The sequence below is a fragment of the Aureimonas pseudogalii genome, assembly GCF_014196835.1.
In the GTDB taxonomy this organism is placed as follows: domain Bacteria; phylum Pseudomonadota; class Alphaproteobacteria; order Rhizobiales; family Rhizobiaceae; genus Aureimonas; species Aureimonas pseudogalii.
This window is the reverse complement of the sequence record NZ_JACIEK010000013.1, coordinates 58,790-85,186: the sequence shown is the minus strand read 5'-3', so window position 1 is coordinate 85,186 and position 26,397 is coordinate 58,790. Positions and strand designations below refer to the sequence as shown.

Annotated in this window: 25 protein-coding genes and 1 pseudogene; 7 read left to right on the top strand and 19 right to left on the bottom strand. The window is 70.2% G+C overall.

Annotation, left to right across the window (positions count from 1 at the left end; translation table 11 throughout):
- Positions 1-62: 62 nt before the first annotated feature.
- The 12 genes and pseudogenes from glpK to acnA all read right to left on the bottom strand — a co-directional run bounded on the left by glpK (position 63) and on the right by acnA (position 14,727).
- A complete protein-coding gene (gene glpK / locus GGR04_RS18855) occupies positions 63-1,562 on the bottom strand; it encodes a glycerol kinase GlpK (RefSeq protein ID WP_183201455.1) in 1,500 nt (499 codons plus the stop codon).
- Between the two features lie 95 nt (positions 1,563-1,657).
- Positions 1,658-3,412 carry an ABC transporter substrate-binding protein gene (locus GGR04_RS18850; protein ID WP_376769875.1) on the bottom strand — a complete coding sequence of 585 codons (1,755 nt, stop codon included), beginning with the start codon at positions 3,410-3,412 and terminating at the stop codon, positions 1,658-1,660.
- 123 nt (positions 3,413-3,535) lie between these two features.
- Positions 3,536-3,820, bottom strand: a complete 285-nt coding sequence (locus tag GGR04_RS18845) for a DUF2160 domain-containing protein (RefSeq protein WP_183201454.1) — start codon at positions 3,818-3,820, stop codon at positions 3,536-3,538.
- Positions 3,821-3,884: 64 nt separating this feature from the next.
- On the bottom strand, positions 3,885-4,715 hold the full coding sequence (locus GGR04_RS18840; protein WP_246393387.1) for a carbohydrate ABC transporter permease: 831 nt from the start codon (positions 4,713-4,715) through the stop codon (positions 3,885-3,887).
- Positions 4,716-4,786: 71 nt separating this feature from the next.
- Entirely contained in the window at positions 4,787-5,674 is an 888-nt protein-coding gene (locus tag GGR04_RS18835; RefSeq protein ID WP_183201453.1) for a carbohydrate ABC transporter permease, read from the bottom strand.
- A gap of 4 nt (positions 5,675-5,678) precedes the next feature.
- Complete coding sequence (locus GGR04_RS18830; RefSeq protein WP_183201452.1) at positions 5,679-6,761, bottom strand: ABC transporter ATP-binding protein; 1,083 nt, start codon at positions 6,759-6,761, stop codon at positions 5,679-5,681.
- Between the two features lie 10 nt (positions 6,762-6,771).
- A complete protein-coding gene (locus GGR04_RS18825; RefSeq protein ID WP_183201499.1) occupies positions 6,772-7,842 on the bottom strand; it encodes an ABC transporter ATP-binding protein in 1,071 nt (356 codons plus the stop codon).
- 56 nt (positions 7,843-7,898) lie between these two features.
- The gene (gene glpD / locus GGR04_RS18820) at positions 7,899-9,407 is read right to left on the bottom strand and encodes a glycerol-3-phosphate dehydrogenase (protein ID WP_183201490.1); all 1,509 of its coding nucleotides are present in this window, start codon (positions 9,405-9,407) and stop codon (positions 7,899-7,901) included.
- Between the two features lie 128 nt (positions 9,408-9,535).
- Entirely contained in the window at positions 9,536-10,294 is a 759-nt protein-coding gene (locus GGR04_RS18815; RefSeq protein ID WP_183201451.1) for a DeoR/GlpR family DNA-binding transcription regulator, read from the bottom strand.
- Positions 10,295-10,405: 111 nt separating this feature from the next.
- Positions 10,406-10,699 (bottom strand): annotated as a pseudogene (locus GGR04_RS18810) (DUF2794 domain-containing protein); the annotation flags it as partial.
- 240 nt (positions 10,700-10,939) lie between these two features.
- On the bottom strand, positions 10,940-11,782 hold the full coding sequence (locus tag GGR04_RS18805; RefSeq protein WP_183201449.1) for a DUF1223 domain-containing protein: 843 nt from the start codon (positions 11,780-11,782) through the stop codon (positions 10,940-10,942).
- A gap of 191 nt (positions 11,783-11,973) precedes the next feature.
- Positions 11,974-14,727: an aconitate hydratase AcnA gene (gene acnA / locus GGR04_RS18800; RefSeq protein WP_183201448.1), complete on the bottom strand. Its 2,754-nt coding sequence runs from the start codon at positions 14,725-14,727 to the stop codon at positions 11,974-11,976.
- Positions 14,728-15,073: 346 nt separating this feature from the next.
- Between acnA and ccmA the strand changes: the two genes are divergently transcribed.
- The 7 genes from ccmA to GGR04_RS18765 all read left to right on the top strand — a co-directional run bounded on the left by ccmA (position 15,074) and on the right by GGR04_RS18765 (position 19,309).
- Positions 15,074-15,916 (top strand): heme ABC exporter ATP-binding protein CcmA, encoded by an 843-nt coding sequence (gene ccmA / locus GGR04_RS18795; protein WP_446680286.1) that lies wholly within the window; start codon positions 15,074-15,076, stop codon positions 15,914-15,916.
- Positions 15,916-16,575 carry a heme exporter protein CcmB gene (ccmB, locus tag GGR04_RS18790; protein WP_183201446.1) on the top strand — a complete coding sequence of 220 codons (660 nt, stop codon included), beginning with the start codon at positions 15,916-15,918 and terminating at the stop codon, positions 16,573-16,575. Before ccmA ends, ccmB begins: the two co-directional genes overlap by 1 nt.
- Before the next feature lie 21 nt (positions 16,576-16,596).
- Positions 16,597-17,052 carry a GNAT family N-acetyltransferase gene (locus GGR04_RS18785; protein ID WP_183201445.1) on the top strand — a complete coding sequence of 152 codons (456 nt, stop codon included), beginning with the start codon at positions 16,597-16,599 and terminating at the stop codon, positions 17,050-17,052.
- A 70-nt stretch (positions 17,053-17,122) separates the two neighbouring features.
- Positions 17,123-17,875 carry a heme ABC transporter permease gene (locus tag GGR04_RS18780; protein ID WP_183201444.1) on the top strand — a complete coding sequence of 251 codons (753 nt, stop codon included), beginning with the start codon at positions 17,123-17,125 and terminating at the stop codon, positions 17,873-17,875.
- A complete protein-coding gene (gene ccmD / locus GGR04_RS18775) occupies positions 17,875-18,042 on the top strand; it encodes a heme exporter protein CcmD (protein WP_183201443.1) in 168 nt (55 codons plus the stop codon). Before GGR04_RS18780 ends, ccmD begins: the two co-directional genes overlap by 1 nt.
- Positions 18,039-18,671, top strand: a complete 633-nt coding sequence (locus GGR04_RS18770) for a DsbE family thiol:disulfide interchange protein (protein ID WP_183201442.1) — start codon at positions 18,039-18,041, stop codon at positions 18,669-18,671. The genes ccmD and GGR04_RS18770 overlap by 4 nt, the downstream gene beginning before the upstream one ends.
- Before the next feature lie 71 nt (positions 18,672-18,742).
- Complete coding sequence (locus GGR04_RS18765) at positions 18,743-19,309, top strand: NUDIX hydrolase (protein WP_183201441.1); 567 nt, start codon at positions 18,743-18,745, stop codon at positions 19,307-19,309.
- A 63-nt stretch (positions 19,310-19,372) separates the two neighbouring features.
- On the opposite strand, the gene GGR04_RS18760 is transcribed toward GGR04_RS18765, so the two are convergent.
- The 7 genes from GGR04_RS18760 to GGR04_RS24055 form a co-directional block, all read right to left on the bottom strand.
- Positions 19,373-20,272, bottom strand: coding sequence for a tellurite resistance TerB family protein (locus GGR04_RS18760; RefSeq protein ID WP_183201440.1), 900 nt, complete (start codon positions 20,270-20,272; stop codon positions 19,373-19,375).
- Between the two features lie 97 nt (positions 20,273-20,369).
- On the bottom strand, positions 20,370-21,023 hold the full coding sequence (locus GGR04_RS18755) for a septation protein A (protein ID WP_183201439.1): 654 nt from the start codon (positions 21,021-21,023) through the stop codon (positions 20,370-20,372).
- 65 nt (positions 21,024-21,088) lie between these two features.
- On the bottom strand, positions 21,089-22,618 hold the full coding sequence (gene ftsY, locus GGR04_RS24465) for a signal recognition particle-docking protein FtsY (protein ID WP_312857487.1): 1,530 nt from the start codon (positions 22,616-22,618) through the stop codon (positions 21,089-21,091).
- Between the two features lie 41 nt (positions 22,619-22,659).
- Positions 22,660-22,944 carry a hypothetical protein gene (locus GGR04_RS18745; protein ID WP_183201438.1) on the bottom strand — a complete coding sequence of 95 codons (285 nt, stop codon included), beginning with the start codon at positions 22,942-22,944 and terminating at the stop codon, positions 22,660-22,662.
- A 66-nt stretch (positions 22,945-23,010) separates the two neighbouring features.
- The gene (gene mtaB / locus GGR04_RS18740) at positions 23,011-24,246 is read right to left on the bottom strand and encodes a tRNA (N(6)-L-threonylcarbamoyladenosine(37)-C(2))-methylthiotransferase MtaB (RefSeq protein ID WP_246393384.1); all 1,236 of its coding nucleotides are present in this window, start codon (positions 24,244-24,246) and stop codon (positions 23,011-23,013) included.
- 71 nt (positions 24,247-24,317) lie between these two features.
- Complete coding sequence (gene dapF / locus GGR04_RS18735) at positions 24,318-25,217, bottom strand: diaminopimelate epimerase (RefSeq protein WP_183201436.1); 900 nt, start codon at positions 25,215-25,217, stop codon at positions 24,318-24,320.
- Positions 25,218-25,308: 91 nt separating this feature from the next.
- A complete protein-coding gene (locus GGR04_RS24055) occupies positions 25,309-26,394 on the bottom strand; it encodes an endonuclease/exonuclease/phosphatase family protein (RefSeq protein WP_183201435.1) in 1,086 nt (361 codons plus the stop codon).
- Between the last annotated feature and the right edge of the window lie 3 nt (positions 26,395-26,397).

The window sequence follows — 26,397 nt, the reverse complement described above, 5'->3', positions numbered from 1 at the left end:
ATTTCGCGGGGCCGGGCGCCCCCGCGAAGGGGCCGCCGATCTCGCTCGCCTTCCCCACCGGCTCAACCCGGAACGGTGTCGCTCAAGGTCCGGCGCACGGCGCGGCTCCAGCCGGCGAGCTTGCGGCCGCGCGTCACCGCGTCCATGCCCGGCTCGAAGCGCCGCTCCAGCCGCCAGCGGGCGGTGAAGCCGGCGGCGTCGGGCCAGACGCCGCTCTGGCGCCCGGCGAGCCACGCCGCGCCGAGCGCGGTGGTCTCGAGGACGGTCGGCCGGTCCACCGGCGCGTCGAGGAGATCGGCGAGACGCTGCATCGTCCAGTCGCTCGCCACCATGCCGCCGTCGACCCGCAGCACCGTGTCGGCGGCGCCCGGCCAGTCGCGGCGCATGGCCGACAGGAGGTCGGCGGTCTGGAAGCAGACGGCCTCCAGCGCGGCGCGGGCGATCTCGTCCGGCCCGGTCGCGCGGGTGAGGCCGTAGATCGCGCCGCGCGCGTCGGCGTCCCACCAGGGCGCGCCGAGCCCGGTGAAGGCGGGCACGAGATAGACGTCCTGGGTCTCGTCGGCGCGCTCCGCCATCGGCCCGGTCTCGGCGGCCTGCGCCACGATCTTCAGCCCGTCGCGCAGCCACTGCACCGCGGCCCCGGCGATGAAGATCGAGCCTTCCAGCGCGTAGGTGGTCTTGCCGTCGAGGCGGTAGGCGACCGTCGAGAGCAGGCGGTTGTTCGAGGCGACGCGCTCAGGTCCGGTGTTCAGCACCGCGAAGCAGCCGGTGCCGTAGGTCGCCTTCAGCATGCCCGGCTCGAAGCAGGCATTGCCGAGCGTCGCGGCGTGCTGGTCTCCCGCGATGCCGCATATCCGGATCGCCCCACCGAAATGGGCGGGATCGCTCAACCCGAAATCGGCGGCGCAGTCGCGCACTTCGGGCAGGAGCGAGGCGGGAACGCGCAGCAGACGCAGCAGCTCGTCGTCCCACTCGTTCGCGCCGGTGTCGAAGAGCATGGTGCGCGAGGCGTTGGTGGCGTCGGTGGCGTGGACGCGCCCGCCCGTGAGGCGCCAGAGCAGGAACGTGTCGATCGTGCCGAAGGCGAGCTTGCCGGCCTCGGCGCGTGCGCGGGCACCCGACACGTTGTCGAGGATCCAGGCGATCTTGGTGCCCGCGAAATAGGGGTCGATCACGAGGCCGGTCTTTTCCCGGATCACCGCCTCGGCGCCGTCTTCGCTTAGCCTCCGGCAGATCTCGGCGGTGCGCCGGTCCTGCCAGACGATGGCGTTGTGGACGGGCTCGCCGGTCTCGCGGTCCCACAGAACGGTCGTCTCGCGCTGGTTGGTGATGCCGATGGCCGCGATGTCGCGGGCCGAGAGCGAGGCGTCGGCGAGCGCGGCCTTGGCGGTGGCGAGCACCGAGCGCCAGATCTCCTCGGGATCATGCTCCACCCAGCCCGGGCGCGGCAGGATCTGCGGGAACTCCTGCTGCCCGACGCCGACGATGCGGGTGGAATCGTCGAAGACGATGGCGCGGGACGAGGTCGTTCCCTGGTCGATGGCGAGCACGTATCCCGACATGGCGGCGACGTCTTTCTGGATGGCGGTGATGGGGGCGGATACGAAGAGAGCCGGGACGGGCCCGGCTCTCTCCCCGTCTTGCAGGCGATGCGGCCCTACTTGGCCGGCGTCGCGGAGACCGGCGTCGCACCGGCCGGGGCGGCGTCCGCCCAGCTCTTCACCAGCTCGTCGTAGTTGATGGTGATCGGCTTTTCCTTCTCCTCGGCCTTCTTCGGCTGGGGCGCGATCGTGCCTTCCTTCTTGGCCTCGGCGACCCAGTAGTCGAGGTCGTGCTCCTCGTTGAGCTTCGGGCCCTTGTCGCCCTGGATGCCGGCGCGCTCGAGGCGGGCCATCACCTTCTCCTGCTCGGCGCAGAGCGAATCCATCGCCTCCTGCGGGGTCTTGTTGCCGGCGGCGGCATCGCCGATCGCCTGCCACCAGAGCTGCGCGAGCTTCGGATAATCGGGCACGTTGGTGCCGGTCGGCGACCACTGCGCGCGGGCCGGCGAGCGGTAGAACTCGACGAGACCGCCGAGATCCTTGGCCCGCTCGGTGAAGCTCTTGTCGCGGATCGTCGATTCGCGAACGAAGGTGAGGCCCATGTGGCTCTTCTTCACATCCACGGTCTTCGACGTCACGAACTGCGCGTAGAGCCAGGCGGCCTTGGCGCGCTCGGTCGGGGTGGACTGCATCAGGGTCCACGAGCCGACGTCCTGGTAGCCGAGCTTCATGCCCTCCTGCCAGTAGACGCCGTGCGGCGAGGGGGCCATGCGCCACTTGGGCGTGCCGTCCTCGTTGACCACGGGCAGGCCCTTCTTCACGGCGTCGGCGGTGAAGGCCGTGTACCAGAAGATCTGCTGCGCGACCTCGCCCTGCGCCGGCACGGGGCCGGATTCGGAGAAGGTCATGCCCTGGGCGGCCGGCGGCGCGTAGGCCTTCAGCCATTCGAGATACTTCTCGATGGAGTAGACCGCGGCCGGGCCGTTGGTGTCGCCGCCGCGCGCCACGCACGAGCCGACGGGCTGCGACTGCGCGTTGACGCGGATGCCCCATTCATCGACCGGCAGGCCGTTCGGCAGGCCCTTGTCGCCGTTGCCGGCCATCGACAGCCAGGCGTCGGTGAAGCGCCAGCCGAGCGAGGGGTCCTTCTTGCCGTAGTCCATGTGGCCATAGACCTTCTTCCCGTCGATCTCGCGGCCGGTGAAGAACTTGGCGATGTCCTCGTAGGCCGACCAGTTGACGGGCACGCCGAGGTCGTAGCCGTACTCGGCCTTGAAGTCGGCCTTGTTCTTCTCGTCGTTGAACCAGTCGTACCGGAACCAGTAGAGGTTGGCGAACTGCTGGTCGGGCAGCTGGTAGAGCTTCTTGTCGGGCGCGGTGGTGAAGCTGGTGCCGATGAAGTCGGCGATGTCGAGCGTCGGCGACGTCACGTCCTTGCCCTCGCCGGCCATCCAGTCGGTGAGGTTGCGAACCTGGTTGTAGCGCCAGTGGGTGCCGATCAGGTCGCTATCGTTGACATAGGCGTCGTAGATGTTCTCGCCCGACTGCATCTGCGTCTGCAGCTTTTCGATCACGTCGCCTTCGCCGATGATGTCGTGCGTCAGCTTGATGCCGGTGATGTCGGAGAAGGCCTTGGCCAGCACCTTCGATTCATAGTCGTGCGTGGTGATGTTCTCGGAGACGACCTTGATCTCCATGCCGGCGAAGGGCTTCGCGGCATCGATGAACCACTGCATCTCCTTTTCCTGGTCGGCGCGGCTGAGGCTGGAGAGCTCGCCGATGTCCTTGTCCAGAAAGGCCTTGGCAGCGGTCATGTCGGCCCAAGCGGGGCCGCTGGCGAGCGCGATCGCCAGCCCCGCGGCCGACATCATGCATCGCGTCTTCATGGTGGGCGTCTTCATGGTGGGTTTCCTCCCAGAAACGGTCGATGCCGGAGGGCGACGTTCCCTCCCCGCGCGACCGGCGACGCGCGGGGAGGGCTCGAAAGGCCGCTTCTAGACGAAGCGGAAGACCAGCCCCGCGTAGACGAGGCAGAGGGCGAGGGCGGGCCAGAGCGAGGCGTCCTCGAAGAAGAAGAGCGAGCCGAGGCAGAGGAAGGCCGAGCCGAGCAGCGACACGAACAGGCGGTCGCCGCGCGTCGTCTCGAAGCGCAGGATGCCGTGGCGCGGATGCCCGCCTGGCGAGGCGGCCTCCCAGACGCTCATCATCACGAGCAGCCCGAGGATCGCCAGGAAGAAGGCGGCGGTCGGCCAGGTCCAGGCCATCCAGGTGAAGTTCATCAGACCCTCCCGAGGGCAAAGCCCTTGGCGGTGGTGTTGCGCAGGAACGGGCTCGGACGATCCATCAGACCCTCCCCAGGGCAAAGCCCTTGGCGATGTAATTTCGCACGAACCAGATGACGATCGCGCCGGGGATGATGGTCAGCGCCCCGGCGGCGGCCAGCACCCCCCAGTCCATGCCGGAGGCCGAGACGGTGCGGGTCATGATCGCCGAGATCGGCTTGGCGTCGGTCACCGTCAGCGTGCGCGCGATGAGAAGCTCGACCCAGGAGAACATGAAGCAGAAGAAGGCGGCGACGCCGATGCCCGACGCGATGAGCGGGGTGAAGATCTTGAAGAAGAAGCGCGGGAACGAGTAGCCGTCGATATAGGCGGTCTCGTCGATCTCCTTCGGCACGCCCGACATGAAGCCTTCGAGAATCCACACCGCCAGCGGCACGTTGAAGAGGCAGTGCGCCAGCGCCACCGCGATATGCGTGTCGATGAGGCCGAAGGCCGAGTAGAGCTGGAAGAAGGGCAGCACGAACACGGCGGGCGGCGCCATGCGGTTGGTCAGCAGCCAGAAGAACAGATGCTTGTCGCCGAGGAACCGGTAGCGCGAGAAGGCGTAGGCCGCCGGCAGCGCCGCCGAGACCGAGATCACCATGTTCATCACGACGTAGATGATGGAGTTGATGTAGCCGTTGTACCAGGACGGGTCGGTGAAGATCGTCCGGTAGTTCTGGAGCGTCGGCGCCGCCGGCCAGAGCGTGAAGGCCGAGACGATCTCCTCGTTCGTCTTGAAGCTCATGTTCACCAGCCAGTAGATCGGCAGGAGAAGGAACAGGATGTAGACGATCGGGATCAGCGCCTTCGGGCGGAAGCGCCCGGAGGCCTGGCGGGCGCGCGCCTTCAGCGCGTCCTGCGACTGGAGGGCCGGCGGCAGCGTGCCGGCGGTGTCTGTGAGGCGGGGAGAGACGGTGGCGCTCAATGTCCCGCTCCCTCGTCGCGGCGGTCGGTGCCGGCGTTGGTCATCACGGTGTAGAAGATCCACGACATCAGGAGGATGATGAGGAAGTAGACGAGGCTCATCGCCGCCGCCGGGCCGACGTCGAACTGGCCGACCGCCACCTTGACGAGATCGATCGACAGGAAGGTCGTGGAATTGCCGGGACCGCCGCCGGTGACCACGAAGGGCTCGGTGTAGATCATGAAGCTGTCCATGAAGCGCAGCAGCACGGCGATGAGGAGCACACGGCCCATCTTCGGCAGCTGGATGTAGCGGAACACCGCCCAGCGCGAGGCGCCGTCGATCTTGGCCGCCTGGTAGAAGGCGTCGGGGATCGACACGAGGCCGGCGTAGCAGAGGAGCACCACGAGGCTCGTCCAGTGCCAGACGTCCATGACGATCACCGTCACCCAGGCGTCGACGGGATCCTGCACGTAATTGTAGTCGAGCCCGAGCGCCGCCATCGTGTGGCCGAGGAGGCCGATGTCGGTGCGCCCGAAGACCTGCCAGATCGTGCCCACCACGTTCCAGGGAATGAGCAGCGGCAGCGCCATCAGCACGAGGCAGACGGGCACCCAGATGCCCTTCTTGGGCATGGCGAGCGCCACGAGGATGCCGAGCGGGATCTCGATGGCGAGGATGATGGCGGAGAAGGCGAGGTTGCGGATCAGCGCGTCGTGGAAGCGCGGGGAGTGCAGGATCTCGGTGAACCACTCCGTGCCGGCCCAGAAGAAGTCGTTGTTGCCGAACGTGTCCTGCACCGAATAGTTGACGACGGTCATCAGCGGGATCACCGCCGAGAAGCCGACGAGAACCAGCACTGGCAGGACCATGAACCAGGCCTTGTTGTTCCAGGTCTTCTCCATGGGATCAGGCCCTTTCCTCGATGAGCCAGCTGTCGGCGTAGAGGTTGACGGCGGCCGCGTCGAAGGTGACGGCGGCGTCCGCCGGCAGGCCCTGGCCTTCGGGCACGAGGGCGGCCAGCTTCTCGCCGCCGAGCCGGGCGCGCACGATGCGCTCGGAGCCGATGTCCTCGACCTTGTCGATGGTGACGGGCAGCGAGCCCGGCGTGCCGCGCGTGACGAGGCGCACGAATTCGGGGCGGATGCCGAGCTCCAGCTTGCCGGCGCCGGAGGGCGCGCGGGCGTTGCGGGTGGGGATGCGCTCGCCGCCAATGAGCGCCGCGCCGTCCTCGACGCGGCAGTCCATGACGTTCATGCCGGGCGAGCCGATGAAATAGCCGACGAACGTGTGGCGCGGGCGCTCGAACAGCTCTTCCGGCGTGCCGATCTGCACGACCTCGCCGTCATACATCACCACCACCTTCTCGGCGAAGGTGAGCGCCTCGGTCTGGTCGTGCGTGACGTAGACCATGGTCATGCGGAACTCGCGGTGGAGTTCCTTCAGGAGCGAGCGCAGCACCCATTTCATGTGGGGGTCGATGACCGTCAGCGGCTCGTCGAAGAGGATGGCGTTGACGTCGGAGCGCACGAGGCCGCGGCCGAGCGAGATCTTCTGCTTCTCGTCGGCGGTGAGGCCGCGGGCCTTGCGGTCGGCCTTGGCCTCCAGCCCGATGCGGCCGAGCATCTCGCGCACGCGGGCGGCGATCTCGGGCTCGGGCACCCGGCGGTTGCGAAGCGGGAAGGCGAGGTTCTGCGCCACGGTCATCGTGTCGTAGATCACCGGAAACTGGAAGACCTGCGCGATGTTGCGCTGTTCGGGCGCCAGCATCGTCACGTCGCGCTCGCCGAAGCGGATGTGCCCTTCGGAAGGGGTCAGCAGCCCCGAAATGATGTTGAGGAGCGTGGTCTTGCCGCAGCCGGAGGGGCCGAGCAGCGCATAGGCGCCGCCGTCCTCGAACGCATGGTCGATCTCGCGCAGGGCATAGTTGCCGGCGCGCGCCAGCTCCGGCGTGTAGGCGTGGCGGATGTGGTCGAGGCGAATGCGGGCCATCGGGCTCTCCTCAGGCCGCGTGCGCGAGGGCGGGTGCGGCGGCGCGGCCTTCGGCGTCGAAGACGAGCATCGCGGCGGGATCGAAATGAAGCGGGATCGCGTCGCCGCGCTCCATCCGGCGGATGCCCGGCAGCAGCGCCACGATGCGCGTCGGCCCGAGATCGGCATGGACGAAGGTCTGCGAGCCCGTGACCTCGGCCACCACTACGGTGGCGGTAAAGCGCCCGGCGCCAGGGGCGCCCTCGCCGGGGCGAAGGTGATGCGGCCGGATGCCGACCGAGCAGGGGCCCTCGGGCAGGCCGGGGGCCGCGACGTCGATCCCGAGCGGCGAGACGAGACGCCCGTTTGCCGCTTGCATCGCGAGGACGTTGAGCGGCGGGTCGGAGAAGATGCGGGCGGTCGCAAGGTCCGCCGGGCGGCGGTAGACGTCCGTGGTGCGGCCGAACTGGGTGACGCGGCCTTGCGCGAGCGTCGCCGTGTTGCCGCCGAGCAGCAGCGCCTCGGTCGGCTCGGTGGTGGCGTAGACGAAGATCGCGCCGGAGGCCGCGAAGATGCGCGGCAGTTCCTCGCGCAGTTCCTCTCGCAGCTTGTAGTCGAGATTGGCGAGCGGCTCGTCGAGGAGCACGAGGTCGGCGTTCTTCACGAGGGCGCGGGCGAGCGCGGTGCGCTGCTGCTGGCCGCCCGAGAGGTTCAGCGGCGTGCGCTGCAGATAGGGCTCGAGGCGCATCAGCTTGGCGGCGCGGGCGACGGCGGCCTCGATCTCGGCCTTCGGCCGGCCGGCGACGCGCAGCGGCGAGGCGATGTTCTCGTAGACGGTCATCGCGGGGTAGTTGATGAACTGCTGGTAGACCATCGCGACGTTGCGCTTCTGGACGGGCAGGCCCGTGACGTCGGCGCCGTCCATGGCGATGCGCCCGCTCGTCGGCTTGTCGAGGCCGGCCATCAGCCGCATCAGGCTGGTCTTGCCGGCGAGCGTCGGCCCGAGCAGCACGTTGAGCGAGCCGCGCTCCAGCCGGAGCGTCACGTCGGCGATCTCCGCCTGCGCGCCCACCGTCTTGCCGACTCCCGTCAATTCCAGCACCGAACCCTCCCCGTCTTCGTCTTCTGTCCACGGCCATCCTCCCGAGACGGCAGCGGCTATTCCGCGGCGATGCCCTGCCGCGCCACATGCCCGGCGACATAGGCTTCGAGCGTCGCCGTCTCGGCTGGCGAGAAGCGAATGCCGAGCTTGGAGCGGCGCCACAGAACGTCGTCGGCCGAGCGTGCCCATTCGTGCGCGATCATCCAGTCGACCTCGCGCTCGGCGAGCCCATGGCCGAAATCGCGGCCCAGATCGCCCCGGCCGGCCTCCGCCATCGTGATCGCGTCGGTGCCGTAGGCGCGCACCATGCGGGCGGCAGCGGCGTCACCGATCGAGGGAACGAGGGCGCGCAGGCGCGTTTCCAGCGCCTTGACGCCGTCCACCGGAAAGTCGCCGCCGGGCAGCGGCGCGGTGCCCGTCCAGCTGGCGCCGCGCGGGCCGATCGCCGCGCCGATCGCCTCGATCGCGTCCTCGGCGAGCTTGCGATAGGTGGTGATCTTGCCGCCGAAGATGTTGAGGACGCCGGCCTCGCCGAGATCGCCCTCGACCTTCAGCACGTAGTCGCGCGTCGCTTCCTGCGCCTTCGAGGCGTGGTCGTCGAAGAGCGGGCGCACACCCGAGAAGGTCCAGACGATGTCCTCGCGGCGGAGCGGCGCGGCGAAATACTCGCCGGCGGCCTTGAGGAGATAGTCGATCTCGCCCTCGGTGATCGCGACCTTCGAGGGGTCGCCCTCGAAATCCTGGTCGGTGGTGCCCACCAGCGTGTAGTCGCCCTCGTAGGGGATGGCGAAGATGATGCGGTTGTCGGCGTTCTGGAAGATGTAGGCGCGGTCGTGGTCGAAGAGCTTGCGCATCACGATGTGCGAGCCCTGCACGAGGCGGATGTTGCCAGCCTCGTTGCGCCCGAGCGCGCCCTGGATCACCCGGTCGACCCAGGGGCCGGCGGCGTTGACGAGGAAGCGCGCGCCGACCTGGGCGGTGGCGCCGGTGGCCCGCTCGCGCAACGTCACGAGCCAGCCGCCCGCCTCGCGGCGCGCCTCCGTCACCTCGGTGCCGACATGGATGGCGGCGCCGCGGTTGGCCGCGTCGCGCGCGTTCAGCACCACGAGGCGCGTGTCGTCGACGCGCGCGTCGGAATATTCGAAACCCCTAACGAATTCCGGCTTCAGCGGTGCGCCGAGCGGCCCGGCGAGATCGACGGTGCGGGTCGCCTCCAGGCGCTTTCGACCGCCGAGATGATCGTAGAGGAAGAGCCCGACGCGCAGCAGCCAGGCCGGGCGAAGGCCGGAATGATAGGGCAGCACGAAGCGTAAGGGGCGGATGATGTGCGGAGCGATGGCCCAGAGCACCTCGCGCTCGCGCAGCGCCTCGCGCACCAGACGAAACTCGTAATGCTCGAGATAGCGCAGGCCGCCATGGATCAGCTTGGTGGACCAGGACGAGGTGCCGCCGCCGAGATCGCCGCGCTCGGCAAGACCCACGCTGTAGCCGCGTCCGGCGGCGTCGCGCGCGATGCCGCAGCCGTTGATCCCACCCCCGATCACGAAGACGTCGAAGCGCTGCATGGTCCCACCCACGTTTCGCATTGCAGCATTATGCCGTCTCATCCGAAACTGCCGGCATTAGAAACGAACCGAAACGAAAGTCAATCGCGCTCACGAACCGTCCGCGGATTTCCCGCGGGCGTCGGCGCTCAGGCGGTCTCGACGAGGCGCACGCCCTTGTCGGTGCAGAGCTGGCGGATCTCGGGCGAGGGGCAGCGATCGGTGACGAACGTGTCGATCTGGTCGAGATGGGCGATGCGCACGGGGGCGGTGCGCTCGAACTTCGACGAATCGGAGACGAGGATGACGTGCCGGGCATTGGCGATGATCGCCTGCGCGACGCGCACCTCGCGATAGTCGAAGTCGAGCAGCGAGCCGTCGGGGTCGATGGCGGAGACGCCGATGATGGCGAAATCGACCTTGAACTGGGTGATGAAGTCGATCGCGGCCTCGCCGACGATGCCCCCGTCGGTGTGGCGGATGACGCCGCCGGCGATGATCACCTCCATCTGCGGGTTGGCCCGCAAGGCGCTGGCGACGTTGAGATTATTGGTGATCACCATCAGCCCTGCATGGCGCTGCAGGGCGTGCGCGGCCGCTTCCGTGGTGGTGCCGATGTTGATGAAGAGCGAGGAGCGGTGCGGCACGAGATCGGCGGCGGCCCGCCCGATCGCGGTCTTCTCGGCTGCGGCGATGGTGCGGCGCGCGTCGTATCCGACATTCTCGGCGCCCGCGCCGATCACGGCGCCGCCATGGATGCGCGAGAGGAGGCGCTCGTCGCAGAGCTCGTTCAGATCCTTGCGGATCGTCTGCACGCTGACCTCGTAGAGCGCGGCGAGCTGGTCGACCAGCACCTTGCCCTCGGTGCGCGCCCGCTCGACGATCTGCAGCTGGCGCTCCGACAGCATGGCCCCATCTCCCCCGACGCCACCCGTGCTAAACGAAATCCCGTCGGATCGAAAGCGAAACCTGAAGCGGGGCGAAAGCGAAGGCGGGGCGGCCGGTCTGCAAAGGCGGCCTCAGTCGTCGACGAGCTTCAGCGCCTTGTCGAAGACGCGCAGCACCTGGGAGAGATCCTGTCCGCGCTTCATCACGAGGCCACCGGCGGCGACCACGCTGAAGGCGCCCTGCTTGCGGGCCAGCTTCGGCGTCTTCTCGACACGGTAGAGCGGCATCTCGCTGAAGCGGCGGAAGATCGAGAACACCGCGCGGTCGCGCAGCGTGTCGATGGCGTAGTCGCGCCATTCGCCGGCCGCCACCATGCGCCCGTAGACCCGCAGGATCGCGCCGAGCTCGTGCCGGTCGAAGGAGACGACGGGCAGCGAGGCGGCGCCCCGGATCTCGGCCAGATCGATGAGGGTGGCGGACCGCTCGTTCGTCGTTTCGGTCAATCGGTTTCCCCTTCCCGGCGGCACGGGGTCCGGGCGATGTTCGCCCGAGGCCTCCCAGCGTGCCGCCGCCAGAGTGCATCGTCAATCTGTCATCAAGATGGGATGCACACGGCGCGATGCAACGCAGCCGCCGAGGGGAAGGGCGATCGCGAGGGGAGGCGCTCAGAAGTCGATCGCGGCGGCGGCGAGGATGCGGCCCGGACGGTCGTGGCTGCCGACCGTCTGCAGGAGGGCGGCGCCGCCGCTGCGCAAGCCGTCGGGATCGGCGAGGAGGCCGATCGGCATGTCGACGCGCATCGGCTCGCCCGTCAGCGTGCCGACCACCCGCCAGTCGCGCACGGCGTGGGTGCTGACGAGGCGCTGGCCCTTGTTCTCGCCGCGCAGCACCTCGGTGCGCGCCTCCGCGACGTAGGTGACGAGGATGAGGACGCGCGGGCTGGCGTCGCGGTCGCCTTCGCCGAGGCGGGCGAAGATGTGGAGCGTGTCGCCCTCGCGCGCGAGGCGCACCTCGGGGGCGGCGGGGCCGGTGGGGATCGGCTCGGCGGCGAGACGCGCCTCGATGGCTGCCGCGTCGCCGCCCGGCACCGCCGCCGCGCCGTTGACCACGGCCTGGGGCGTGGCGAGGGCGCCGAGGCGCAGGCCCTTCACGTAGTCCTTCTGGCGCTCGACGTTGCGGCGCGAGCCCAGCGTGTCCTGCCAGCCGATATAGTCCCAGTAGTCGACATGATAGGCAAGGGCGACGATGCCGGTGCCGGCCGCCGCGTAGCGCGCCAGCATCGCCTCGGCCGGCGGGCAGGAGGCGCAGCCCTGGCTGGTGAACAGCTCGACGACGCCGCGAACGCCCGCGCTCGTCGCCTTGGCGTCGTCCGCCCGTGCCGGTGCGAGGGCGAGCCCGGCCGTGAGAGCGGCGAAGAGAAACGACAGCGCTGGGTGGGCGGACTTCGGCACGGGGGCGCTCGCTCCTTCGGTCAGTTCGAGCCGCAGCGGGATCGTCAGGAAGGACATGGCACAGATCGGCGCGATCCCAACAGCGCGATCGATGCCGCGGGGTTCACTTGGGGGTGAAGCCATGGGGCCGGAGGCGCGCAGGACGCAAAAAGGACCGCCGCCCGCAACCGGGCGACAGTCCTTCGTTGAAAAGACCCGGGACGGCGCGAGGTGCGTCGTCCCGGGCGGATGCGGAAGGCGGCCGCCCGTCAGGCCGCGAGCTGGCGCAGCACGTAGTGCAGGATGCCGCCGTTCTTGAAGTATTCGAGTTCGTCCAGCGTATCGATGCGGCAGAGCAGCGGCACGGTCAGCACCTCGCCGTTTGCGCGGGTGATCACCGCGTTCATCGTCTGGCGCGGCTTGACCGTCGTCAGGCCCTCGATGGTGACGGTCTCGTCGCCCTTGAGGCCCAGCGTCTGCCAGGAGGTGCCCTCCTCGAAGACGAAGGGCACGACGCCCATGCCCACGAGATTGGAGCGGTGGATGCGCTCGAAGGACTGCGCGATCACGGCGCGAACGCCGAGGAGCACGGTGCCCTTGGCCGCCCAGTCGCGCGAGGAGCCGGTGCCGTATTCGCGGCCAGCGAAGACCACCAGCGGCACGCTCTCGGCCTGATACTTCATCGCCGCGTCGTAGATCGGCATCACCTCGCCATCCGGGAAGTGCTTGGTCATGCCGCCTTCGATGCCGTCCAGCATCTGGTTCTTGATGCGGATGTTGGCGAAGGTGCCGCGCATCATCACTTCATGATTGCCGCGACGCGCGCCGTAGGAGTTGAAGTCGATCGGGCGCACCTGATGCGAGACGAGGTAGTCGCCCGCCGGGCCGTTCTTCTTGATCGAGCCGGCCGGGGAGATGTGGTCGGTGGTGATCGAATCGAGGAAGAGCGACAGGATGCGCGCGCCGTGGACGTCGGTGACGGGCTCCGGCGTCATCGTCATGCCCTCGAAATAGGGCGGGTTCTGCACGTAGGTGGAGCGGTCGTCCCAGTCGTAGGTCAGGCCGCCCGAGACCGCGATCTTGCGCCAGTGCTCGTCGCCCTTGAAGACGTCGGAATAGCGGCTCTCGAAGAGATCGCGCGTCACCGTCTTGCGGACGATCTCGGCGATCTCCTGCGTCGTCGGCCAGATGTCCTTGAGGAAGACGTCCACCCCGTTCTGGTCCTGGCCGAGAGGCTCGGTGGTGATGTCGACGAACATCGAGCCGGCGATGGCGTAGGCCACCACGAGCGGGGGCGAAGCGAGGTAGTTCGCCCGCACGTCCGGGTTCACGCGGCCCTCGAAGTTGCGGTTGCCCGAGAGCACCGAGCAGGCCACGAGGTCGTTGGCGTTGATCGCCTCGGAGATCTCCTCCGAGAGCGGGCCGGAATTGCCGATGCAGGTGGTGCAGCCGTAGCCAACGAGGTTGAACCCCATCGCGTCCAGATCCTTCTGGAGGTCGGCCTTTTCCAGATATTCGGTGACGACCTGAGATCCCGGCGCCAGCGAGGTCTTGACCCAGGGCTTCACCTTGAGGCCGAGGGCGTGCGCCTTGCGGGCGACGAGACCGGCGGCGACCAGCACGTTGGGGTTCGAGGTGTTGGTGCAGGAGGTGATCGCGGCGATCACCACGTCGCCGTCGGAGATGCCGTGGTCGCGGCCCTGGACGGCGTGGCGCACGGTGTCGGGCGTCTTGTGCGGGGGCACGGCGCCCTCGTCCATGAAGCGGGAATCGCCCACCGAGGAGGGCAGCTCGCTCTTCTTGCGCCCGCCCTGCAGCTCGGTCAGCGCGATGCGGAACTTGGCGGCGGCCTCGGTCAGCGCGACGCGGTCCTGCGGGCGCTTGGGGCCGGCGAGCGAGGGCACGACGGTGGCGAGGTCGAGCTGCAGCGTGTCGGTGAAGACGGGCTCCTGCGAGGCCGCGTCGAAGAACATGCCCTGCGCCTTGGCGTAGGCCTCCACCAGCGCGATGCGGTGCTTGTCGCGGCCGGTCGCCTCGAGATAGGCGAGGGTGTCCTTGTCGACCGGGAAGAAGCCGCAGGTGGCGCCGTATTCGGGCGCCATGTTGGCGATCGTCGCCTGATCTTCCAGCGTGAGGTTGGCGAGGCCCGGACCGTAGAACTCGACGAACTTGCCGACGACGCCCTTCTTGCGCAGCATCTCGGTGACGGTGAGCACGAGGTCGGTCGCGGTGGTGCCCTCGGGCAGCTTGCCGTCGACGCGGAAGCCGATGACCTCGGGGATCAGCATCGAGATCGGCTGTCCCAGCATCGCAGCCTCGGCCTCGATGCCGCCGACGCCCCAGCCGAGCACCGACAGGCCGTTGACCATGGTGGTGTGCGAATCGGTGCCGACCAGCGTGTCCGGGTAGGCGATCGTCTCGCCGTTCTCCTGCTTGGTCCAGACGGTCTGCGACAGGTACTCGAGGTTCACCTGATGGCAGATGCCGGTGCCGGGCGGCACGACGCGGAAGTTCTGGAAGGCTTCCGAACCCCAGCGCAGGAACGTGTAGCGCTCGCCGTTGCGGTCGTACTCGACCTCGACGTTCTTCTCGAACGAATCCTTCTGGCCGAAATAGTCGACCATCACCGAGTGGTCGATCACGAGATCGACGGGCACCAGCGGATTGACCTTCTTGGGGTCGGCGCCGAGCTGCTCGGTGGCGTCGCGCATCGCGGCGAGATCCACCACGGCGGGCACGCCCGTGAAATCCTGCATCAGGACGCGCGCCGGGCGGTAGGCGATCTCGTGGCCGGCCTTGCCCTTGTCGTCGAGCCACTTCACCACGGCGCGGATGTCGTCGGCCTTGACGGTGCGGTCGTCCTCGTTGCGAAGCAGGTTCTCGAGGATCACCTTCATCGAGAAGGGCAGGCGCGAGGCGCCCGCGAGGCCGTTCTTCTCGGCTTCCTTCAGGTCGAAATAGACGTAGGGCTTGCCGTCGACGTGAAGCGTCTTGCGGCTCTTGAAGCTATCGGGGTGGGACATTGGGGCTCTCGTTCCTTCTCGAACCATGACATGTCCGAAAGGCGAACGACCGCCGCACCCGCGAGACGCGGGCACGTTGGAAGATGCGGGTACGACCATTTCCGCCCGTCCGCCCCGGGACCCGCCACGGAGGCAGGCCACTTGAGATCGGCGCTGATGACTCCACGCCGGTCGCTGGAGTGGTTGGCCGCCTTATAGGCAAGTTTGTAATCGCTATAAAGGCCCCCGCACCCGCAAATCCCGCCTCGCGCCAAGTTCCGCGTACGTTCGGGCGTGGGGAGGCGGGGCTGCCGCCCCGAACCCCGCCCGAGGGCCGACGCCCCCGGACCCCCGCTTTCATTTGTCGATGACCGGGGAGGGCCGCCGGCCCTCCCCGGTCATCGAAACACGAGAGGGGATCCAAGGGCCTCGAGGCCCTTGGTGGGTCGAGGGCGAAGCCCCGTCTTGCCAACGTCCGCCCCACGCGACAGAACGCGGGGGAATGGATGCCGAGGAGCCGGGGCCGTTGATCACGCTGCGTTTGAGAGGGCTGGCGGCGGGGCGAGGCGGGCGGCTCGTGGTGCCCCCGCTCGACCTCGTGCTGGGCCCCGGCTCGGCGCTTCTGGTGACGGGGGCGAACGGGGCGGGCAAGTCGACGCTGCTGCGCACGCTCGCGGGGCTGCTGCCGCCGCTGGCGGGCGAGGTGAGCGTCGAGGGCGCCGTGGCGGCGGACGGCGAGCCGGCGCGGCGCGTGGCGGAGGTCGCGCATTATCTCGGCCATCGCAACTCGCTGAAGGCGGGACGCAGCGTGGCCGAGGAACTCGGCTTCTGGCGGCGGTTTCTTGGCGACACAGGGCTCGGCGTGCGCGAGGCGCTCGCGGCGGTGGATCTCGGCGCGGCCGGCGACCTGCCGGCGGGCGTCCTCTCGGCCGGGCAGGGGCGGCGGGCGGCGATGGCGCGGCTTCTGGTGAGCGAGCGGCCGGTGTGGATCCTCGACGAGCCGACGGCGGCGCTGGACGAGCGCGCGCAGGCGCGCTTCGCCGCGCTCTGCCGCGAGCGCCAGTGCACCGGCGGCATCGTGATCGCCGCGACGCACCAACCGCTCGCGCTGGAGGCGCCGCAGGAACTGCGGCTGGAGGCGCTGCGACCGGCCGGCGTCGGGGAGGCGGCCGCGGCGGCGCCCGGCGGCGGCTGGGACGAGCTCTGGTGATGCGCGCGCTCTTCCTGCGCGATCTCCGGCTGCAGCTCTTGGCCTCGGGCGGCGGCCTCGTCGGCATCGTGTTCTTCCTCGCCGTCGTCGCCACCATTCCCTTCGGCGTCGGGCCGGATCTGGCGCTCTTACGGCGCATCGGGCCGGCGATCCTCTGGATCGGCGCGCTGCTGGCGACGCTCCTCACGCTCGACCGATTGTTCCAGGCCGACCGCGACGACGGCACCCTCGACCTCTACCTCGCCGGGCCGCTGGCGCTGCCGCTCGTGGTGCTCGCCAAGGCCGCGGCGCTCTGGTGCGCCGCCTGCCTCCCGCTGGTCGTGGCCTCGCCGCTCCTCGGCCTGCTCCTTTCGGTGGAGCCGCGCGCGCTCGGGGCCACCGCGCTGACGCTGCTGGTCGGCACGCCCGCCATCGTCCTCATCGGCGCGGTGGGCGCGGCGGTGGCGGCGGCCTTGCCGCGCGGCGGGGTGCTCGTCTCGGTGCTGGTGCTTCCGCTGGCGCTGCCCGTCCTCATCTTCGGCGTCGCCGCGACGTTCGGCGCGGTGAACGACGCCGCGCCCTTTCGCGCGCCCTTCCTCATCCTCGCCGCGCTGACGCTCGTCTACGGCCTCCTTGGCACCTTCGCCGCCGCGGCGGCGCTCCGCCTTTCCACCGACTGACCCGCGCACGGACCTCGCCCCATGCCCTTCGATCCCGCCCGCTACGCCTTTTCCGCCGAGACGCCCAGCGTCGAGGACTATCGCCGGCTGCGCGCCGTCTCCGGCCTCAGCGCCAAGACGCCCGAGGCGGCCGAGCGCGGCCTGCCCGGCACCTGCCACGGCGTCGTCGTTCGCTGCGAGGGGCGGGCCGTGGCGATGGGCCGGGTGATCGGCGACGGCGGCTGCTTCTTCCAGATCGTCGACATGGCGGTGGAGCCGGCGCACCAGGGGCAGGGCCTCGGCAAGCGCATCTTCGGCGATCTCATGGACTGGCTGCGCGAGACCGCGCCGCCGTCGGCCTATGTCAGCCTGATCGCCGACGGCGAGGCGCGCCATCTCTACGCGAAGTTCGGCTTCGAGCCGGTGATGCCGGCCTCGATCGGCATGGCGCTGTGGATCGGCGGGCGGTCGGGCGGGGCGGCACCGACGCAAACTTGAGGGGCCTCCGCATGGACGCCCTCGCCAACTCGTTCTAGACCATGGCGAAACCACCCGAGCGAGACGCCCCATGAGCGACACCGCCGCCCGCCCCTCGCGCTTCGCGCTTCTGGCCAACCCCACGCGCTTTCTCGAGCTCACCGGCCAGCTCGTGCCGTGGGTCTGGGTGGTGGCGCTGGCGCTGCTCGGCTTCGGGCTGCTCTACGCGCTGCAGGCGCCGGAGGACTACCAGCAGGGCATCACCGTGCGCATCCTTTTCATCCACGTGCCCTTCGCCTGGCTGTCGATGATGGTGTGGACGGTGATGAGCGCCTCGGCGCTCGGGCTTCTCGTCTGGCGCCATCCGATCGCCGAGGTCGCGATCCGCACGGCCGCGCCGATCGGCGCGGTGTTCACCTTCCTTTGCCTCTTCACCGGCTCGGTCTGGGGCCGGCCGATGTGGGGCACGTGGTGGGTCTGGGACGCGCGGCTCACCTCGGTCTTCGTTCTCTTCCTCATGTATCTCGGGCTGATTGCGCTGACGCGCGCCTTCGAGGAGCCGCAGCGGGGCGGGCGCATGGCCGCGATCTTCGTGCTCGTCGGCTTCGTGGTGATCCCGATCATCAAGTTCTCGGTGGACTGGTGGAACACGCTGCACCAGCCCGCGAGCGTCCTGCGCCTCGGCGGCCCCGCCATGCCCGCGGCCTATCTCGGGCCGCTGTTCCTGTGCGCCGCCGGCTTCACGGCCCTCTTCTTCGCGCTGCACCTGACGGCGATGCGCACCGAGATCCGCCGCCGGCGGTGCCTCAGTCTCGCCCGCCGCCAGGCCCTGAGCGTCGTCTGATGCAGGCCGACTACGCCCTCTTCGTCGCCAGCGCCTACGGCATGGCCGCGCTCGTGCTCGGCGGGCTGGTGGCCTTTACGATGCGCGACGCCCGCCGCGTCAAGGCGCGGCTCGCCGAGCTGGAAGCCTCGGGCTCACGGGCGCGGCCGGGGACGGCGCGCCCGTGAGTGCGCCGGATTCGCCCGCCGGCGAGCCTGCCGCGGCGCCGCGGCGGCGCTCGAAGCTCGCCTTCGTGCCGGTCGGGGTCTTCGCGCTGCTCGCCGGGCTCTTCCTCTACCAGCTCGCCTCCGGCCACGACCCGCAGACGCTCCCTTCCGCGCTGATCGGCCAGCCCGCGCCCGCCACCGTGCTTCCGGCGCTGGAGGGGCTCCGTGGGCCGGACGGGGCGCCCGTACCGGGGCTCGCCATGGCGACGGGCGGCGACGGGCGGCCGCGCCTCGTCAACGTCTTCGCCTCCTGGTGCGTGCCCTGCCGCGACGAGCATCCGATGCTGCTCGCACTGTCGCGAGACCCCGCGGTGCGCGCCACCGGGTTGGAGATCGTCGGGCTGAACTACAAGGACAAGCCGGAAAACGCGCGCGACTTCCTCGCCGGCCTCGGCAATCCCTATGCGGCGGTGGGCGTCGATCCGGCGGGGCGCGCCACCATCGACTGGGGCGTCTACGGGGTGCCCGAGACCTTCCTCGTCTCGCCGGCGGGCACGATCCTCTGGAAGCAGACGGGGCCGCTGACGCCGCAGGCGGTGAGCCAGGGCCTGCTGCCGGCGCTGCGCGGAGCCGTGGCGCCGGCACGCTGACGCGAGCGGCGGGCCCGCCTTTTTGCCGCCGGCCCGTCGCCGCCGCGGATCGCCCGCCCATCTAGCCCTCGATGGACAAGACCCCTTCCTTCTCGCTCCGCATTCCCGAAGGCGACGGCGTCGCCCACAAGGTCTGCGACCATTGCGGCTTCGTCGCCTACGAGAACCCCAAGATCGTGGTGGGATCGGTGGTCCGGCACGAGGGACGCGTGCTGCTCTGCCGGCGCGCCATCGAGCCGCGGCGCGGCTTCTGGACGATCCCCGCCGGCTATATGGAGCTGAACGAGACGCCGGAGGAGGGCGCGCGGCGCGAGGCGCGCGAGGAGGCGGGCGCCGATCTCGCGATCGAGCGGCTGCTCGCGGTCTATTCGGTGCCGCGCATCAGCCAGGTACAGCTGATCTTCCGCGCCGCGCTCGCCGATCCCCGCATCGAGGCGGGGGTGGAGAGCCTGGAGGTGCGGCTCTTCGAGTGGCACGAGATCCCCTGGAACGACCTCGCCTTCCCCTCCGTCCACTGGGCGCTGAACCACGACCGCGAGGCCGAGGACGGCGCGCCGCCGGTGCCCTTCGGCAATCCGGCGGGCGACGTCGGCGACCGGATGCCGGACGGGCGGATGCTGGCGACCGACGAGTTCTGAAAGCTCGGAGCCGCCCGGCGGCGGCGCGAAGGCGACGACCGGGCGACGTCGGATGGGCTGGGATCAGCCGGCCGTGGCCTCGTCGGCGGTGCGGCGGATCTCGGCGACGAGCTCGGCCGGCAGGTTGAGCCGCGCGGCCAGCATGTCGAGATAGGCGCGCTCGGCCGGCTGGTCGGCGTCGATCGCCAGCACCGAGGCCGTGTAGACTTCGACGCCGACCTCGGGCGAGGTGACGCCGGCCACGAGATCGTCGATCGAGAGCGGACGGCGCATCTCGTCCATGAGGAGGCCCTTCTCGTCGGATTCGAGGTCGAGATCGTCGATCTTGCCGAAGATGCGCTCCTGCTCGGCGGCGTCAATATGGCCGTCGGCCTTGGCCGCTGCGATCATCGCCGAGAGGAGCAGCCGGGCGCGCGCGTCCGCCTCGTGCGCGGCGGGGTGGAAGGGCGTGCCGGCCGCCTCTGGGATCTCGCCCGCCGCGATCGGCCGGGGCAGGGCGCTGCCGGTGGGGCCGGCGAGCTGGCCGCCGGCGGCGGCCTGCTGCTGCGCCTGATAGTTGGTCCAGGCCTTGTAGCCGAGGCCCGCCACGAGCGCGAGGCCGCCGAGCTTCAGCGCCGAGCCGCCGAGGCCACGCGTCGCCTTGCCGCGCAGGATCTGCGAGGCGAGGCCGCCGGCGAGCGCTCCGCCGATCGCCTTGCCGGCCAAGCCGCCCCCGAGGCTGCCGCCCAAGCCCCCCGAGCCGCCGCGCGAGCCGCCGAGCACCTGGCCGACGAGCCCGCCGATGCCGCCGCCGGAGCCGCCCCGGCCCGACGAGCCGCCCAGCACCTGCCCGACGAGTCCGCCGAGCCCGCCGCCGAGCGGGTTCGACGAGGGCGTGCGCCCCCCGCCATATCCCGGCGTGCCGCCGGGGCGGCCGTGGCCGGTGCCGAGGAACTGGTCGAGAAGCTTCTGGGCGTCGATCATCGGGGGTCTGTCTCCGGGAAGGCGCGATGCGCCGGGAGACCCGCATCTGGGGAGTTTGCCGCCGGCCGCAATCGCCGAGGGCGCTCTCCCGTCGCGATCACGGTTTCTTGTCGAAGAGCGGCTCGGTGGCGTGGCGCTTCAGAAGCGGGATCTGCAGCAGCATGAAGCCCATGGTGATGGGCATCGTGCCCCAGACCTTGAAGGCGGCCCAGGCGTCGGTCGAGAAGTTGCGCCAGACCACCTCGTTCAGCACCGCCAGCACCACGAAGAAGAGGCCCCAGCGGAAGGTGAGCTTGCGCCAGCCGTCGTCGTCGAGCTTGAACGCCTGGTCGAAGACGTAGCCGAGCAGCGGCTTGCCGAGGGCGAGGCCCCCGAGAAGGATCGCCGCGAAGAGCCCGTTCACGATCGTCGGCTTCATCTTGATGAAGGTCTCGTTCTGCAGCCAGAGCGTCAGGAAGCCGAAGACCACCACGAAGACGCCGGAGACGAGCGGCATGATGGGGAGGGTGCGCGTCATCGACCAGGAGACCGTGAGCGCCACGACGGTGGCGGCCATGAACAGCGCGGTGGCGATGAAGAGTGGGCCGCCGAGTTCACCGAGCGCGGGAAAGCGCTCCGCCAGCCAGGCGCCGCGCGAATTGGCGAAGAAGAAGACCACGAGCGGCCCGAGTTCCAGCGCGAACTTCAGGAGCGGGTTGAACTCCCGCTTGCCCGGCGCGTTCGGGGCCTTTTCGATGATGCGGTCGGACATGAGCGTCAAAGCCCCTCGGGCGGGATCGGATGGGCGCATCGCTTAGGTCTGCGATGCGGCGGATGTCAGGCGGTGCCGGCGCGGCCCGCGATGGCCTCGGCGAAGTCGCGCGCCTTGAAGGGCTCGAGATCGTCGATCCCCTCGCCGACGCCGACGAAGAAGACCGGCAGCTTGTGCTTGGCGGCGATGGCGACGAGGATGCCGCCGCGCGCCGTGCCGTCGAGCTTGGTCATCACGAGGCCGTTGACCCCCGCGACGTTGCGGAAGATCTCGACCTGGGAAAGCGCGTTCTGCCCCGTCGTGGCGTCGAGCGTCTGCAGCACCGTGTGCGGCGCGTCGGGCTCGCGCTTCTGGAGGACGCGCACGATCTTGGCGAGCTCGTCCATCAGCTCGGCGCGGTTCTGCAGCCGGCCGGCGGTGTCGATGATGAGGACGTCGGACCCGTTGCGCACGGCCTCGTCATAGGCCTCGAAGGCGAGGCCCGCGGCATCGGCGCCGATGGCGCGCGCGACCACGGGCGATCCCGTGCGCTCGCCCCAGATCTTCAGCTGCTCCACGGCCGCGGCGCGGAACGTGTCGCCTGCGCCGAGGGTCACGCTCAAGCCGCCGCGCACGAGCTTGGCCGTCAGTTTGCCGATCGTGGTGGTCTTGCCGGTGCCGTTGACGCCGACGACGAGGATGACGTGCGGCTTCACCGACAGGTCGAGTTCGAGCGGCAGCGCGACGGGGGCGAGCGCCCGCTCCACCTCCTCGGCGAGGATCTGGCGCACCGCGTCGCCCGTGATCTCCTTGCCGAAGCGCCCGTCCGACAGGCGGTCGGTGATGCGCATCGCCGTCTCGACGCCGAGATCGGCCTGGATCAGCACGTCCTCGAACTGCTGCAGCGTCTCCTCGTCGAGCCGGCGCTTGGTGAAGAGCGCGGTGATCTGGCCCGACAACTGGTTGGAGGAGCGCGAGAGCCCCTCGCGCAGGCGCTGGAAGAAGGGCTTGCGCGGCTCGGCGGCGAGCACGGCGTCGGCGCGTGCCTCGCGCAGCGCCCAGCCCTCGCCCTCCGCCGCCGCGCGGCCGGGAATGGGGGCACGCGCCGTTTCGCCGGGCTCGGGCGGCAGCGGCGCGTCGAGCCAGGAGAAGGCGTCGCGGTCGTCGTCGTCCTCGTCGGGCGCCGCCGCGGCATCCGGCGCCTCTCGCGGTGCCAGGGCGGGCGGGATCGGGGCGAGCGGGGAGGGCAATTCCGGTGAGACGCCGCCATCGGCTCCGACGATCTCGGCTTCGGCCGGCGTCATGACCGCGGCTGGCGATGGCGTCGCGGGCTCGGGCGTGAAGGGAGATGCAGGCGGGGCGGCCGGCTGGTCCGCGTCGTCCTCCGCCGGGGCATCGAGCCAGGAGAAGTCGGCGTCCGGCTCGGCTACGGGCACGTCGGGCTCGTCGAGGAAGGCGAGCGCGGGGTCGGTCTCGGCGGCGGTGATCGGCTCGTCGGCGAGCGGCGCGTCCGTCACCGGGCGGTCGAGGAAGCTCGTGTCGGCGGGGGCGGCCGTGTCCGGCGCGGCTTCCGCGGAGGCCGGCGCGGGCGGGACGAGGGTCTCCGCGGCCGGCACGAAGGGCGAGGGCTCGGCGGCGGCTGCCCCCGCCTCCGGCTCTATTTCAGAGTTTTTTTTTCAGCCTCGACGCTGGAAGCGTCGCCTGCGTCACGGGGCGTCAGCGGCGTGATGCCGCCGCCCGCCGGCTCGGCGGCGCTGGCGCCGGCCTCGGCGTCGGTCTCGGTGGAGGCGGCGGCCGGCTGGTGGATCTCGGCGGCGGTCGCGTCGGGGCGCTGGCCGGTGGCGTCGTTGACGCGTGGCAGGCCGGTTTCGTCGGTCTTGCGATCCTCCTCCTTCGCTCCGAACGAGAAGATGCGGCGGAAGAAGCCCTTTTGTTCGCTCATCTGGGGTGTGCTTTTCCGTTCGAGAGGGTCGGGCCGCGCCGGAAGGCGCGTCCGGGGTCGAGAGGGTCAGGCCGCGCCGGAAGGCGTGGCAGAAAGGGGGCGGGCCTGGAGGGCGCCGGCCCCGTCGAGATGGAGAATAGCGTCCACGATCTCGCCGGGGAGGCCGAAGCCGATCGCCGCGAGCGTGAAGTCTTCGGTGCGCGCCCGCCCGCCGCGCTCCACGAGGAGGCGCTGGCGCGTGCCGGCGAGCCGGCGGCGGTGCCGGTCGAGGGCGCGCTCGCCGCGCTCGCGCAGCGTTGCGGCCCGCGCCTTCGCGACGGAGACAGGCACCTGCGGCATGCGCGCGGCGGGCGTGCCCTCGCGCGGGCTGAAGGGGAAGACGTGGAGATGCGTCAGCCCGCAATCCTCGATCAGCGCCAGCGTGTTCTCTGCCATCGCGTCGGTCTCGGTCGGGAAGCCCGCGATGAGATCGGCGCCGAAGACGATGTCGGGGCGGCGCGCCCGGATGGCGGCGGCGATGCGCACGGCGTCGACCCGCGTGTGGCGCCGCTTCATCCGCTTGAGGATCAGGTCGTCGCCGGCCTGCAGCGAGAGGTGGAGATGCGGCATGACGCGCCGCTCGCCGGCGATCGCCTCCATCAGCGCGCCGTCCACCTCCACCGAATCGATCGAGGAAAGACGCAGGCGTTCGAGCGCGGGCACGAGGCGCAGGATCGACTGCACGAGCGCTCCGAGGCGCGGGGCGCCCGGCAGATCATGGCCCCAGCTCGTGAGGTCGACGCCGGACAGCACCACCTCGCGATAGCCGAGATCGACGAGGCGGCGCACCTGATCGACCACCGGGCCGGCCGGCACCGAGCGCGAATTGCCGCGCCCGAACGGGATGATGCAGAAGGTGCAGCGATGGTCGCAGCCGGTCTGAACCTGCACGATGGCCCGCGCCCGGCCCTCGATGGCGTCCACCATGTGGCCGGCGGTCTCGCGCACGCTCATGATGTCGTTGACGCGCAGCTTCTCGTGCGGCTCGACGCTCCAGGTCGGCAGATCGCGATAGGCGCGCGCGTGCAGCTTGTCGTCGTTGCCGATCACGGCGTCGACCTCGGGCATGGCGGCGAAGCTCGGCCCTTCGGTCTGCGCGGCGCAGCCGGTGACGAGGATGCGTGCCCCGGGATCGTCGCGCCGGGCCCGGCGCACGGCCTGGCGCGCCTGTCGCACCGCCTCGGCCGTCACGGCGCAGGTGTTGACAAGGACGGTGCGGCGCCCGTCGCTCCCGAGGCCCGCGGCGCCCGCCTCGCGGCGCATCACCTCGGCCTCGTAGGTGTTGAGGCGGCAGCCGAAGGAGACGATCTCGAGCGTCGGGGCGGGGTCGGCCGTCAAGAGGCGATCTCGGCGGTGGTCGGCTCGGGGTCGCGGGCGAAGTCGCCGGTCGCGGGGTCGAGCGTGCCCGACCATTCCCACTCGGCCGGCCCGGTCATCAGCACGTGGTCGTCGCTCTCGCGCCAGTCGATCAGGAGATCGCCGCCGGGCACGGTGACGGTGACGCGGCGGCCGGTGCGCCGGGTGCGGGCGCCCGAGACGGCCGCCGCGCAGGCCGCCGAGCCGCAGGCGCGGGTCAAGCCGGCGCCGCGCTCCCAGGTGCGGATCGTCATCGCGTCCGGGGCCGTGACGCAGGCGATCGAGATGTTGGCGCGGTCGGGAAAGATCGGATGGTTCTCGAGGATCGGCCCGAACCGGTCGAGCGCGTAGGCCCAGACGTCATCCTCGACCCAGAAGATCGCGTGCGGATTGCCCATCGAGGCGACGGAGGGCGAATGCAGCACCGGGGCGTCGATCGGGCCGATCTGCAGCTCGATCGCGCGGGTGTCGGCGAACTCCTCGGCGAGCGGGATCTCCCGCCAGCCGAAGCGGGGCGGCCCCATGTCGACGGTGACGAGGCCGTCCTCGCGCTCGAAGGCCTCGAGAAGCCCGGCCCTGGTCTCGAACGTGAACGCGGTGAGGCCGGTCTCGCCTGCCAGCGCCTGCACCACGCAGCGCGTGCCGTTGCCGCAGGCGCCGGCCTCCGAGCCGTCGGCGTTGAGGATGCGGATCAGCGAATGGGTGCCGGGCGTGCGGGGATCGTGGATCGCCATGATCTGGTCGAAATGCGTCTCGGGCCGCGCGGCGAGGGCGCGCGCCGCCTCCGGCGAGATGCGAGCCGGCGTGCCGCGGAGATCCGCGACGAGGATCTCGTTGCCGAGGCCGTTCATGCGGGCGAAGGGGATGGGATGCGTCATGGCGGGCGCGATCGGTTGGGCGACGGTCGTCTCCTATAGGACGAGACGGCCGCCGGATGCTACCCGGCGTCGATCCGCGGCGCGGCGCGCCTCAACTCTCCCAATCGACGCCGATCGGGTCGCGGTCGAGCTGCTTGGCCTCGGCCACGATCTCGCGCGCCTCCTCGCGGTCGGCCTCGTCGGCCTCGTCGGGCATCTCGGCCTCGCCGGGACCGCGTGCCAGACCGAGTTTGAAATACATCGGGAAGTGGTCCGAGCCCCCCGCGGGCAGGCGCTTCATCTCGACCAGCCGGAAGCGCACGTCGTGGAAGAGATGGTCGAGCGGCCAGCGCAGGAAGACGAAGCGCGCGTCGAACGTGTTGAAGAAGCCGCGTCCGACGCGCGGGTCGAGAAGGCGCGACAGGCGCTGGAAGAGACGCGTCGTATTGGACCAGGCGACGTCGTTGAGATCGCCGGTGACGACCGCCGGCAGCGCCTGCGAGGTGACGAGCGCGGCGACCTTCACGAGTTCGGCGTCGCGCCCGAGCGAATCGATGTGGGGCACCGGCGGCTCGGGATGGACACAGAAGAGCCGGAAGCGCTGGCCGTCGCGAAGGCGCACCGTGGCAACGATGGAGGGCACGCCCTCCATCACGAGATAGTCCGAATCGATGCTCGAAAGCGCCAGCTTCGAGAACAGCACCATGCCGTAGGCGTTTTCGAGGGGATGGCGCACGACATGCGGATAGCGCGTGGCGAGCGGCTCCAGCGCGTCGACCCAGGCCTGGTCGGTCTCCATGAACAGCGCGAGATCGGCGTCGGCGCCCTCCGCCAGACGCAGCGCCGCGGCATAGTTGCGGTTGGACTGCTTGATGTTGGCCGAGAGGATCGAGACCGTGTCCGGCCCGTTCGGATCGCCCTCGAAGCGCACGGACTGTTTGGGCCGAACGGGGAGGAACTGCGCGATGCAGGCCGACTGCACGCCGATCACCACGATCAGCCCGAGGAGCGTGAACCAGCGCCAGCCGCTTGGCGGCAGGAAAGCGAGCGCCACGGCTAGAAGCACGAGCGCGGCGGCGAGGAACTGCAGGCGCGGAAACGAGAAGATGCGCACGAAACCATGGGCGACGCGCAGGAACGACAGTCCGGTGGCGAGCAGAAGGAGGGCGGTCAGGGCCGCCAGGATCGTCGTCGTCACGTC